Source organism: Nostoc sp. UIC 10890, assembly GCF_054786515.1.
This window is the reverse complement of the sequence record NZ_JBSGKF010000001.1, coordinates 3870774-3883847: the sequence shown is the minus strand read 5'-3', so window position 1 is coordinate 3883847 and position 13074 is coordinate 3870774. Positions and strand designations below refer to the sequence as shown.

Below are 13074 nucleotides of genomic sequence, written 5' to 3'. Positions count from 1 at the left end.
AATAATGACTGAACAAAAACCCATAAGTCCTTGGAACTACAAACCTTGGTGGTGTCAGCCCTGGTCTATAATTCTCACAACTGTAATACTGATTAGTAGTAGCTGGTTACTATTTAAAATTATCTGGCTGACAGTTCTCGTCTCTATCCCTGTAGTAACGTGGATGGTATTTTTTGTGTTTTTTTGGCCACAACTAATGATTCGCAGTGGGGTTTTAGAGTCGTATAAAGAATAATTAAAGCCTGATGTGATACTGGAAATTGCTCTAGGGAGAAGAAAATTATTCTACTGTGTTTAGAGATTTAGCAGCAAAGTTTATTTAGAGGATGTTTAAAAAGTTTTGGGCGAATTATATTCCAATACAGTTCAGATAAGATCAAAACACTTGTAGAGACGGCGATTTATCGCGTCTCGAAAACCCACAATTTTGTACAATTAGCCCTTAACCCAAGCGTATTGGAATATAATTCGCTATTACACAGGCTAAGTCCACCTGCGTGAACTAGCAGAAAATCGAGTTTTATAACCCGCGTAGGCGGGTTTTGTATGTGTAGCCGCGACTTCTAGTCGCAGAGGTAACTAATAATTTAGACTTCTCAAACAACCTCTTAGCTTGGTTTGGTCATAGATAGGACTTACGCAAAACTATACGCCGTAGGGGCAATTCATGAATTGCCCCTACCTGAAAATCATTCTTTTCGGCTATTGTTTGCGTAAGTCCTGATAGAGAAAAATTCTGCATAAATTAACGTGAGTTCGACAAGTCTTATTTGACCTCTCCCCCAGCCCCTCTCCGACGCGGAGAGGGGAGCAAAAAGCGGAATTTTTCTTGCTCCTCCCTTTCCGTTTCGGAGAGGGAGGCTGGGAGGGAGAGGTTCATCGAACTCACGTTAAATTATAACTCCTGCTGTAACTACTTTTGAGCCTATCTCTGCGTGTCTACGCAGAGATGATCGAGAGGGATTACAAAGTTAAGCGATCGCCTCCGTAGACCAGAAAGAGAAGTTGCAGGGGTTGGAAGCTAACCCCTGCAAATTGCGTGTATATAGACAAATTAGCGATATCAAAAATATCAATTTTTGACGAAGAAGCCTGACGATATAATAAGTTTTGATAATTTTTAGCTAAAATTAATTATTTTTAAGCCGGCTTTGGGCAAAAGACCTTGTAAGCATTTACATATTCAGGGATTTTGCACAGTGAAAGCTAGGGTGACATGAACAATAGAGCAAACCAAAGGCATGAAGAACATCATATAATACAATTTTTCTGTATATTCAACAGAATGTTGATTGTCGTTGCAGAGATGTTTATGTCACGCAGCCTTGCTGCTGGAGAGGTAATTTTACGGTTGTTGCAAAATTTCCAGCGTCCCAGACTTTTCTGGCTAAGACTCAGACACTCATCTGTGAAAACCCAAGCTGTTCCTCTACCTGAAAATGAAGCAGAAAGACTCAAAGCATTGGCGGAATACAATATTCTGGATACCCTGCCTGAAGAAGCATTTGATGATATAACTGCTCTTGCTGCCTACATTTGTAAGACTCCAATTGCTTTAATTAGCTTAGTTGATAGCGATCGCCAATGGTTTAAATCTAAGGTTGGACTAAAAGTTAGGGAAACACCCAGACAGTTGGCTTTTTGTGCCCATGCAATTCTTCAACCAGAGGATATATTAGTGGTTCCCAACGCCATCAATGACGATCGCTTTAATAATAATCCCCTAGTCAAAGGTAATCTCAAAATTCGTTTTTATGCTGGTGCTCCTCTAATTACACCCGATGGTCTTCCTATTGGGACGTTGTGTGTTTTGGACAGCATTCCTCATCATCTAAGTTACCAGCAGTTAGATGCACTGCGCCGCCTAAGTCGTCAGGCGATCGCTCAGATGGAACTTATTCAGGAAGTTCGCAACCGCAAACAAGCATCGCTGACTGATGAATTAACCGGTTTGCATAACCGACGTGGTTTCTTCTTGATGGCTGAACAAGAGTTAAAAATTGCTCACCACACGAAAGCATTGTGCTGGGTGATCTTCATTGATTTAGATGGGCTAAAACAGATTAACGACACCCTTGGTCACGATATGGGAGATGCCTTGATTATTGATGCTGGTCAATTACTCAAGCAAAGTTTTCGGAACTCGGATATTGTTGCCCGCTTAGGTGGAGATGAATTCATTGTTTTCATCTCCAGCTACTTTAAGGACGCTGATAGCATCCAAGTTTATCTGCAAGCAAATATCGCCAACTTTAATCAACAGCAAAACCGTAGCTATGAACTTTCAATGAGTATGGGGATAGAGCGTTACTCACCAGAAAGCAATATGTCACTAGAACAACTAATCGCCAGTTCTGACGAATTAATGTACGCCCATAAGCGTCTCAAGCGCCAATCCCTTACATAAAGGGGACAGGGAAGTGGGGATTAGGTAATCTTTGATTGCGAATTACGTATTGCATTACGTCCGGCTAATCAAGCTGAATAAAAAATGTTCGTAGTAAGGACTAAGGACTTTAGTCCTGGCTTTGGGGACTTCAGTCCCCACTACAAACTGTTTATTATGGGCAATTTAACGGACATCATATTACGAATTACGTTAGCGACGTAGAAGCGTCATTACGAATTACGAATTACGAATTACGAATTATCTTAATTTACTACTTGGCTGCCATGACTGCGGGGATCATCTTGATTCGCCGTTGGTGCGACTGGGGCTGAAAATTTGGAAACTTTGCCGCTAGCTTGAGCGTAAGGGAGAGAGGAACCAGTAACCAAAGCTTCTAAGTTACTTGCCATAATCGTCCGGGGTTGATCGCCGATGGCTTGGGCGATGGTTTCTCCTTGCTGACTCAAAAATACAAAATGGGGAATTCCATCGACCCGAAATCTCAGCATTTCCGGCAACCACTTAGTGTTATCTACATTCAGCATAACAAAATTCATCTTGTCAGCATACTCTGTTTCTAGTTGAGTGATATCTGGGGCCATTTTTTGGCAGACAGTACACCAATCAGCATAAAACTCTACTAGAGATGGTTTGCCGTTGCTGATTGCTACTTCTAACGGTGTGGAAGTCTCGCTTAACTTAGCTAGAGTTGCCGAGGTGGTTTCAGTTCGCAATCCTAAGACGAGAGAAACGCTAAGTGCGATCGCTACCATTACAATTAAGAAGTTTCTCAGACGCTTCCCGAATGTGGATTCAGGCTTTTCGGGAGACTTAACAGGTGAGTCAGTACTCATAACAGAATTATTAAAACTTATTAAGCAATTCTTCTTTAGTTTAACTGACTCCACGCGCTCTTTTCTCTCTCCCCACCTTTGAAAGCTTGAACAGGGAATCGGGGATTGGGTATCCTTAAAGATTTGAATCGGGAGTGAACTAATCCCATTTACCCAGTCCCCAGTCCCCAATCACCTATTCACTTAACTCACACAATCGTCCCGGTTTCTTTCAAATAAACCCGTGTAAATGGTTCATCTTCACCCAAAGTATAATCTTCAATCAACCCTTTGCGACGAATAGAAATATCATTGCCTTTTCTAATCACCACAGTTGAACCATCGAAAACATCCCGCACCAGAATCATTTCAGTTTCGGTGGGATTATCCAAAACTACCATATTACTACTCTGGTAAAACATCCCCTCTTCTTCTAAGATATCTTCTGCGTACTCAGCAATCAGCAAATCAAGTTTGGGATGGCGCAGCAAAGTTTGGACATTGGTGTTGTAATCTTTGCTTAATACTTTTTTCGAGCGATTCACAAAAACTGCATCACGACAAACAGCACCTATTGTCCAATCGGGATGTTGCAAAAGGATATGATCAATTGTCGCTTGCAGTTCTTCAACCGAGATTTTGTTAAAGGTAATAATTGGTATCCTCGCATCTGTACCTGACTCAAAAAATGTTTCTAAAATATGGGAAGGCACATCAACGCTTTCACCATCAGAAGGTTTCAGATGCATTAAAATTCCCGGTGCAGCATTGATTTCCAGGATGGCAAAGTTACTGGATTTCCAAGATTCTGCAAGACTTTTGGTCATGACATCAATTCCCAGACAAGTCAATTGGAAATGTTGGGCAATATCTTGCGCCAAAATAATATTATCGTCATGAACTGTCGGGGTTGCATCGATGCTTACACCTCCGGCTGAAAGATTTGCAACTTTCCGCAAGTAAACAGTGCGTCCTTTCTCAATCACGCTGTCTAATGATAAGCGCTGTTCGTCTAGATAGAGTTCCATCGCTTCATCAATCTGAATTTTACTCATTGGTGAGGTTGGCGTATCTAAACGCGCAGGTTTGCGATTTTCTTCGCGAATTAACTCTGCAAGAGTTAAATATCCATCGCCGACAACCGATGCTGGACGGCGTTCTGTGGCGGCGACGAATCGGCCATTGACACACAACAAGCGAAAATCCGATCCTGAGATGCTTTTCTCAACAATTATTCGGGTTAGCTGATCTTCGGGAATGGCTGCCACTGCTCTATTGTAAGCAGCTACCAGTTCTTTTGAGTCTTGTATGTCAGCCGTGACGCCAATTCCTTTATGACCTACCACTGGCTTAACTGCTACTGGGTAGCCAATTTCTCTTGCTGCCGCCAAGGCTTCCTTCTCGGAAAAGACAATATCACCTTTAGGCACTGGGAAACCCAAGGTTTTCAAAAATGCCTTACAGTCATCTTTGCGGGTGGTAAACTCCGAATCTAGATGGCTATCACAGTTAAATGTTGTTGCTACCCCTCGGACGTGTTTTTTTCCTAATCCGTATTGCATCAATCCTTCTTCCCACAAATAAAAGGCGGGAATACCTTTCTCGTAGGCTGTTCGCAATAGGGCGTAAACTGTAGGGCCACCGTAGACAGATGCGCGAAATCTATCTTGTAGCCTTACTAGTTCTCCATCAAAGGCGAAGTCTTCGTCTTGGGTAATAGCTTCAAACCAATCCCAAACAAAGTAAATTACCTCTCTGGTTGTGCGTTCATGTAGTGATTGGACACTAATTCGTGTGAAATCTGGATATGGCTTAACACTCCAGTGCTTAAGGTGTAAATCCATGTCCAGTTTTCCGACTTCGGACACAACTTGGGCAAATAGATGGGCATGGGATTCGTAAGTTTGATCGCGCAGCTTTGGATAGCGATCGCCAATGCTCGCAATATAATCTTCAATGGGCAAAGGCTCTCTAGAGTCAACTAGAGCAAAATCAAATACTAGCGACCCTATATTTAAATAAGGGTTAGGCCCTAAATAATGCTTGAAGTTGAAAATATCGAATACATCCGTTCTTCTAGCATTAATGCGGACTAAATCACTGCTTTTTTGTAGAACCATTGATTACGAACCTTTGGCTAAACACCCTGAAATTTCAATTCTGAGTTCTGGTTTCTCAGACTTATTGATTGTAGATTGATTCACATTTATTTTGGAGAGTGATGGCTTTGCAATTAAGCTAATCAGAACCCACCCTAACTCTATTGTTAAGTATTTTTAACTATCTTAAGGCATAATTCAATCTCCATTCCTCAGCCGGGAATCAACAACGGTCAATTCATCCTGACGAGTAATCAAAGCTATAACTTTTGAAGGGTGCAACCTCACCCAAGAATTTGTATAAATAGTGAGGTATCAAAAAGACAGCAAAGGTATGAATAGCACACAAGCTGCTCTAAGAGATGAAATTCGAGAACTTGCTGAGGAAGCTTTTCACCAAAAGCTGATCTCTGGACATGGAGATGGGGCAGATATGAATGAGTATCAAATTGTCTACCAAGGCAAACCCAGACATCTACCACTAGAACAAGCGCGTTTTTTCTTAACTAACTTACTTTACAGAAGTCGGATTCATTAGGAATTGCCATTTAGAGTTAATACCAAATTACTCACGCTCGCACGATAAATCTCCAATTGACAACTAGCAATATAGCTAACAACGCCTCTAGAAAATAACTCTAGAGGCAGTTGACGTTGTAGATTTTATTTAGTAAGTGAAAATTTAGGTAATTTTTCGGAAAATCTTTTGGTCTAATTTTGATTCGCAAATGTTAATCCTACTTCTATCAAGCAATCTACCATAAGGATGGTTTGATAGTTTTAATTGTCATGGTTTAGTGAAATTTACTAACTCAAATCAGGAGTCATCACGATGGAAAGTCATATCAAACGGCAGTTGGTAATTATTGGGGGAGCCGAAGATAGAGATGGCGATTCTGTAATTTTGCGGGATTTTGTACGACGTGCTGGGGGTACAAAGGCGCACATTGTAATTCTGACAGCAGCAACGGAACTACCAAGAGAAGTGGGAGAAAACTATATCAGAGTGTTTGAACGCCTGGGAGCCGAAAATACTCGCATTATTGATACAGAGACTCGTGAAGATGCATCTTCATCCACCGCATTGGAAGCAATTAGTAAAGCAACTGGGGTATTTTTTACAGGGGGAGATCAAGCTCGAATTACCAGCATCCTCAAAGACACCGAAATCGATGCGGCAATTCACAAACGTTTCTCTGAAGGTATAGTTATCGCAGGCACAAGTGCGGGTGCTGCTGTGATGCCAGATAAAATGATCGTGGAAGGTGATTCGCAAACACATCCTCGGATGGAAACTGTTGAAATGGGCCCAGGTATGGGATTCTTACCAGGGGTAGTAATTGACCAGCATTTTTCTCAGAGAGGACGCTTGGGACGCTTAATTTCAGCTTTAATACTGGAACCTGCTGTTTTGGGATTTGGTATTGACGAAAATACCGCTATGGTGGTGACAGATCACCAAATTGAAGTGATTGGTGAAGGTGCGGTTACGATTGTTGATGAATCAGAGGCTACATACAACAATATGGGCGAAATTTTGAAGGATGAGTCTTTGGCAATTTGTGGAGCAAAGCTTCATATCTTGCCACATGGATTCAAATTTGACCTCAAAACCCGTCAGCCTATCCTAAATAATGTTGCTGTACCTGTTGGTTAAATCAACGCCTAATTTTTAGTTATTTCCAGTATTTTCGACAGCAGCACATCCTTGGGTAAAGACGCGATGAATCGCGTCTCTACAAATGGTCTATTTGTCGCATTCTTTTTTCAAACTGGTATAAGGATATAAATTACACGAGTCAATATTATCAAGGAAGGCAGAGGGCAGGAGGCAATACTACTCGCTTTGTGCATTTTGAACCCAAAGTTTGGTTTTGGGAAAGGGTTACTGGGTTTGGGTTAAAGGTTTTTAATTTCCCTTTCCCCCCGCCCCTTATCCCCAGAGGGGGCCCCACCTTCCCCTTTCCCCCTTCCCCTTTCCCCCTTAACCGACAAGTATTGGGGCAGGAGGCAGTTTTCCTCCTGCCTCCTTCAATCCTTATGGTCTTGAAGTGAAGCAAGGCTTATGCAAAACTTGAGATCCTTCGCTTCTAGCCTACTTTTAAGGAATTGATCAATGGCGCGTCTAGCCCTGCTGAGTGTATCTAACAAAACTGGTATAATTGACCTAGCCCGTAGCTTGGTTGAAGAATTTGACTTTGATTTAATCAGCAGTGGGGGAACAGCCCAAGCCCTCAAAGATGCAGGACTCCCTGTCACCAAAGTTGCAGATTATACAGGTTCACCAGAAATTTTAGGTGGTCGAGTTAAAACTCTGCATCCCCGAATTCATGGTGGGATTTTGGCACGGCGAGATTTTCCCGAAGATATTACAGATTTAGAAAATAACCAAATTCGCCCGATTGATTTAGTGGTGGTGAATTTATATCCTTTTGAGGAAACGATCGCTAAACCAGGGGTAACATTATTAGAAGCTGTTGAGCAGATTGATATCGGTGGCCCGGCTATGCTACGGGCATCATCGAAAAACTTCGCCCATCTCGCTGTATTATGCGATCCAGCACAGTATGACGAGTATTTACAGGAATTGCGCCAAAATAACGGCGTAGCATCTCTAGAGTTTCGCCAAAAGGCGGCATTAAAAGGATTTTCGCACACTGCTAGTTACGATCAAGCGATCGCATCTTATCTCGCAGAAGCACAGCAATACACCCTCAGCGGTACACAATTACAATCTCTGCGTTACGGCGAGAATCCCCATCAACCCGCCACCTGGTATCAAACTGGTACTACCCCAACAGGATGGGCAGCCGCGACGAAACTGCAAGGCAAAGAACTTAGTTACAATAACTTAGTTGATTTAGAAGCCGCACGCCGAATTATTGCTGAATTCACTGATACTCCAGCCGCAACGATTATCAAACATACAAATCCTTGTGGTACGGCACTGGGAAGTAGTATTTTTGAAGCCTATCAAAAAGCTTTCAATGCTGATTCTACTTCTGCCTTTGGTGGGATTGTGGCACTCAACCGTCCCATAGATGCGGCGACAGCCAGCGAATTAACCAAAACATTTTTAGAATGTGTGGTTGCACCAAGTTGTGATGCCGAAGCTCAAGAAATCCTTGGCAAAAAATCTAACGTGCGGGTTTTGACTCTAGCTGATTTGAGCATTGGCCCCAAGGATACAGTAAAAGCGATCGCAGGTGGTTTCCTTGTCCAAGCGAGCGATGACGTAATTGCTGACGCCAGTCAATGGCAAGTTGTAACTGAACGTCAACCAACAGCCGACGAATTAGCCGAATTACTGTTTGCGTGGAAAATTTGTAAACACGTTAAATCCAATGCCATTGTTGTGACAAGCGATCGCACTACACTAGGAGTAGGTGCTGGTCAAATGAACCGTGTCGGCTCAGTTAAAATTGCACTAGAACAAGCCGGGGAAAAAGCCAAAGGTGCAACTCTAGCTAGCGATGGATTCTTCCCCTTCGATGATTCGGTGAAAACAGCCGCAGCCGCAGGAATTACAGCTATCGTCCAACCAGGAGGAAGTTTGCGCGATAAAGATTCAATCAAAGCCGCTAACGAACTAGGTTTACTGATGGTTTTAACTGGTGTACGTCACTTTTTACACTAAATCATTGACCCTCAAGTGTGCGGTTTTGAAAGTGTCACACAATATACTTGCTCTTTCATAGGAGTAGTGATATATTTTAGTCGTGTGTGAGGAGCAAGTTAAAAATAAAAAGCGCCTGGGGTGGAAACACGGCAACACTCCCAAGCGCTTTTTAATTTGTCAGGAATTAGATTGTTTGTGCGATTTTAGATGTGTCACTCAATACACTTGCTATTTGATAGAAGTAGTGATATTCTCTATTTGTGTGTGAGGAGCAAGTTAAGAATAAAAAATGCCTGGGGTGGAAACACGGCAACACTCCCAGGCATTTTTTAATTTGCGTATATAAATTATAGAAATTAACGCTTCCAAAATAATTTCATATTTTTACTTCCAGTTAAAGACACGAATATTATTAAAGTTAATTACGTCAATTTCTACACTCTGAAGATAACTTGCTAGCTTGAAGTCATCAGTTAGTACAAGATACTTCCCTTGAGATAAAGTCAGGATTCCACTGTCAGTAAGTCCGAATTTGATAAATTTTTCAGTATTAACAGCATCTAAACTATTTACGTAGTATTCAGCCAAAAGAGCAACATTTTTAACAAATTGAGCAAATATTGCAAAGCACTGAGAACGTTCCGGTTCACCAAGTTGATTTGCAAGGCTATTAACTTCTGTCAGAATATTCGGAGTTGTTACAAGCTTTTGAAATTTTGCAATAAATGCTAGCAGAAGCTCATAATCTTCTGGTATAAATTGCTGGGTTCGATTAAATTTAGTTATTCGTTCTTGATTGACGCTCCCAACTAAAAAGAGAAGCAGGATATTTGTATCAATTAAAACCCCTTTTTGGCAATAACGACGAATAAGGGAAGCAATCAAATCTTTCATACTTCTCTAATTTTCATTGCCTCTACTTCACCAGTTTGAGAATTTACTTTGAATAATTTATAAACTCGTTCAGATGTTCGAGAAGTAGTAAAAATATTGCTTAGACTTTTTTCAGGTTTATCAAAACCTAATGTAATCAGCCAGAAGCTTTGGTCTTCAGAAAGTTCTACTTCTTCAAGTCTTAAATCTGGTAATGAAGATCCCATTATATCTTGTAGGGATTTTAGGTATTCATAGGCAGCATTCACTGCTGTTTTTACATCAATCATAATTTTACTTGCTCTGTTATCTAATTTTCCAATTATTTTTAATATATAGTAGCTGAACGCTGGTAGTGGTAATTGGTTAGCACGTAATTAGCAATATTCTCAATATTCTGTTTAATTAGGGTAAAACTTAACAAAAAATACCGTGTCTGCAACTGACAAACGAATGTCGAGAGTACCACTATAGTTACCATCCATAATCCAAGATTCTCGCAAGGTTAGGTCTTGGATAATACTTTGCCATTTAGTTTTTGGAGTCTCAACCCAACCAGGATTCCAGTACCAAACATCCAAGTGAATGACTTCTAAGCCTAAAATGGTTCCCAATTCGCGGGCTAGGGTAGATTTACCAGCACCCCCAGAACCAATAATCAAGATTTTCTTCACTTTAGGTTTGCACCTTCTTTTTCAAGCTCATAAGGGTAAGCATTACTCACCCAAATAACCGTCTTCAGCGCAACTCAATACGCCGCTACAATAGTACCCTAAGAAGGATTATGCCGAAATAGTGATATTATGACGACTGCTACGACTGTAAAAACTGAGTATGAAGCGATTATTGGTCTAGAAACCCATTGTCAGCTAAGTACTAACACCAAGATTTTTTCTAATAGCTCTACGGCATTCGGTGCTGACCCCAATACTAACATTGACCCGGTTTGTATGGGTTTGCCTGGGGTTTTACCTGTACTCAATGAAAAAGTATTAGAATACGCCGTCAAAGCTGGTTTGGCACTGAATTGTCAAATCGCTAAATACAGCAAGTTTGACCGGAAACAGTATTTTTATCCTGATTTACCCAAAAATTACCAAATTTCTCAATACGATTTACCGATCGCAGAACACGGTTGGTTAGAAATTGAGTTGGTAGATGCTGAGGGGAATCCAACTCGCAAACGCATTGGAATCACGCGTCTGCACATGGAAGAAGATGCTGGGAAATTGGTACATGCAGGTAGCGATCGCCTCTCCGGTTCTTCCTATTCTCTGGTAGACTACAATCGCGCAGGTATCCCGTTAGTAGAAATTGTGTCGGAACCGGATTTGCGTTCTGGACTAGAAGCTGCTGAATATGCCGAAGAGTTACGCCGGATTGTGCGGTATCTCGGCGTTAGTGACGGCAATATGCAAGAAGGATCTCTGCGCTGCGATGTTAACATTTCTGTACGTCCAGTGGGACGAAAGGAGTTTGGCACCAAGGTAGAAATTAAAAACATGAACTCCTTCAGTGCCATCCAACGGGCAATTGATTACGAAATTGAGCGCCAAATCGCCGCAATCGAAGCAGGCGATCGCATCATCCAAGAAACTCGACTGTGGGAAGAAGGCGCTCAACGCACAAGTAGTATGCGGGTAAAGGAAGGTTCTAGCGATTATCGCTACTTCCCCGAACCAGATTTAGCACCAATTGAGGTGACAAATGCCCAATTAGAGCAATGGCGCAGCGAATTACCAGAACTACCAGCCCAAAAACGCCATCATTATGAAAGTGAGTTGGGGCTTTCGGCTTACGATGCGCGAGTTCTGACAGAAGATCGTCCAGTAACCGAATATTTTGAAACTGCGATCGCATCTGGAGCAAATCCCAAAGCTGCTGCTAACTGGATTACTCAAGATATTGCAGCCCACCTCAATAAGCAAAAACTTAATATTACTGAAATCGCCCTGACTCCCACCAATTTAGCAGATATCATCACTCGCATTGAAACGGGCAAAATTAGCAATGCTCAAGCTAAACAAAAGTTGCCAGATTTGCTCAGTGGTGTTTCTCCTGAGAAAGCCTTTGCAGGTCTTGAGTTAATCACCGATCCTAGTGTACTAGAACCCATTATTGATGAAGTCATAGCCGCCAACTCCAAAGAACTAGAAAAGTATCGTAACGGTAACACTAACCTCAAAGGCTTCTTTGTTGGACAAGTTCTCAAAAAGACAGACAAACGTGCCGATCCTAAGCTGACTAACGAATTGGTCGAGAAGAAACTGAATGCCTAGTAGTCTGCCAACCCAAAAATGCTAAGTGAGGACTGGGGAAAGGGGAAAGGGAAAAGGGTAAGAGATTTAAACCCTTTCCCCCTTACCCCTTACCCCTTACCCCTTACCCCTTACCCCGCCAAGTTCACTTGGCGAACTACTAGTACCGCAAGGCGGAATTCGTAATTACGTTTTGTGACGGGGATTTAGCTTAGGCATCAAAACGTTATGCCTGTAGATTCAGGGGACTTAAACGCCCAAACTTAGTTAAATATGATGAGTTTGTAGTAAGCACTTCAGTGCTTAAAAATCTAGGACTAAAGTCCTTACTACGAACTTATTCACCCATCGTAACTAATAAGACAGAACATTGCTGGATGAGGAGTTGCAGTAGGTTTTTCAGCTGTACCCAATTCCCAAGTCAATACTACTCGGGTTTTGCATTTTGAACCCAAAGTTTGGTTTTGGGAAAGGGTTACTGGGTTTGGGCTAAAGGTTTTTAATTTCCCTTTCCCCCCGCCCCTTATCCCCAGAGGGGGCCCCACCTTCCCCTTTCCCCCTTCCCCTTTCCCCCTTCCCCTTTCCCCTTTCCCCCTTAACCGACAAGTATTGATTCCCAAGTAAGTATTTTCCCGGTGCTTCTTTACAGAATCTTCATACAAAAGCTGGTGACAACCCGCATACCTAAAATGATATGCTGTGGTAAGTAGATGCACCCTGATGATCTGGAGAGCTGCCTAAGTGGCTCTCTTTTTTATTTTATTTTTGTAGTATTTAGGGATAATCTCATAAGATTATTAGAAATAATCTCAATTAATAAGTATTAAACCTTAGAAGATAAATGGAAGAGTGCAGTAATTATATGCACCTTGATGATCTAGAGAGCTACTTAGGTCGCTCTCCTTTTTTGCTTTTACCTTTCTTATGACGAAAGATAAAAACAATTATGCCAATCGTCAACTGGTGCATTATTATTGCCATCAGCAAATAAAAGAGATTGGGG

At 41.8% G+C, this 13074-nt stretch carries 11 protein-coding genes; 6 read left to right on the top strand and 5 right to left on the bottom strand.

Annotation, left to right across the window (positions count from 1 at the left end; genetic code table 11):
• The first annotated feature begins 4 nt into the window (after positions 1–4).
• Both ACWATR_RS15850 and ACWATR_RS15845 read left to right on the top strand, forming a co-directional pair.
• Entirely contained in the window at positions 5–235 is a 231-nt protein-coding gene (locus ACWATR_RS15850; RefSeq protein ID WP_460334112.1) for a DUF6737 family protein, read from the top strand.
• A gap of 1077 nt (positions 236–1312) precedes the next feature.
• On the top strand, positions 1313–2407 hold the full coding sequence (locus ACWATR_RS15845) for a sensor domain-containing diguanylate cyclase (protein ID WP_460334109.1): 1095 nt from the start codon (positions 1313–1315) through the stop codon (positions 2405–2407).
• Positions 2408–2652: 245 nt separating this feature from the next.
• On the opposite strand, the gene ACWATR_RS15840 is transcribed toward ACWATR_RS15845, so the two are convergent.
• Both ACWATR_RS15840 and ACWATR_RS15835 read right to left on the bottom strand, forming a co-directional pair.
• A complete protein-coding gene (locus ACWATR_RS15840) occupies positions 2653–3243 on the bottom strand; it encodes a thioredoxin family protein (protein ID WP_460334106.1) in 591 nt (196 codons plus the stop codon).
• 188 nt (positions 3244–3431) lie between these two features.
• Positions 3432–5342, bottom strand: coding sequence for an acetate--CoA ligase family protein (locus ACWATR_RS15835; protein WP_460334103.1), 1911 nt, complete (start codon positions 5340–5342; stop codon positions 3432–3434).
• Positions 5343–5655: 313 nt separating this feature from the next.
• Between ACWATR_RS15835 and ACWATR_RS15830 the strand changes: the two genes are divergently transcribed.
• The 3 genes from ACWATR_RS15830 to purH all read left to right on the top strand — a co-directional run bounded on the left by ACWATR_RS15830 (position 5656) and on the right by purH (position 8958).
• Positions 5656–5859 (top strand): hypothetical protein, encoded by a 204-nt coding sequence (locus tag ACWATR_RS15830; RefSeq protein WP_069074004.1) that lies wholly within the window; start codon positions 5656–5658, stop codon positions 5857–5859.
• Positions 5860–6153: 294 nt separating this feature from the next.
• Positions 6154–6978, top strand: coding sequence for a cyanophycinase (locus ACWATR_RS15825; protein ID WP_460334098.1), 825 nt, complete (start codon positions 6154–6156; stop codon positions 6976–6978).
• 459 nt (positions 6979–7437) lie between these two features.
• Positions 7438–8958 (top strand): bifunctional phosphoribosylaminoimidazolecarboxamide formyltransferase/IMP cyclohydrolase, encoded by a 1521-nt coding sequence (gene purH / locus ACWATR_RS15820; protein ID WP_460334096.1) that lies wholly within the window; start codon positions 7438–7440, stop codon positions 8956–8958.
• Positions 8959–9324: 366 nt separating this feature from the next.
• Here purH and ACWATR_RS15815 read toward each other — a convergent pair whose 3' ends face one another.
• The 3 genes from ACWATR_RS15815 to ACWATR_RS15805 form a co-directional block, all read right to left on the bottom strand.
• Positions 9325–9834, bottom strand: a complete 510-nt coding sequence (locus ACWATR_RS15815; RefSeq protein WP_460334093.1) for a PIN domain-containing protein — start codon at positions 9832–9834, stop codon at positions 9325–9327.
• A complete protein-coding gene (locus tag ACWATR_RS15810) occupies positions 9831–10103 on the bottom strand; it encodes a hypothetical protein (RefSeq protein ID WP_194040393.1) in 273 nt (90 codons plus the stop codon). Before ACWATR_RS15810 ends, ACWATR_RS15815 begins: the two co-directional genes overlap by 4 nt.
• A gap of 111 nt (positions 10104–10214) precedes the next feature.
• The gene (locus tag ACWATR_RS15805) at positions 10215–10487 is read right to left on the bottom strand and encodes a P-loop NTPase family protein (protein WP_460334089.1); all 273 of its coding nucleotides are present in this window, start codon (positions 10485–10487) and stop codon (positions 10215–10217) included.
• Between the two features lie 129 nt (positions 10488–10616).
• Between ACWATR_RS15805 and gatB the strand changes: the two genes are divergently transcribed.
• Positions 10617–12092 (top strand): Asp-tRNA(Asn)/Glu-tRNA(Gln) amidotransferase subunit GatB, encoded by a 1476-nt coding sequence (gene gatB / locus ACWATR_RS15800; RefSeq protein WP_460334086.1) that lies wholly within the window; start codon positions 10617–10619, stop codon positions 12090–12092.
• Positions 12093–13074: the final 982 nt, after the last annotated feature.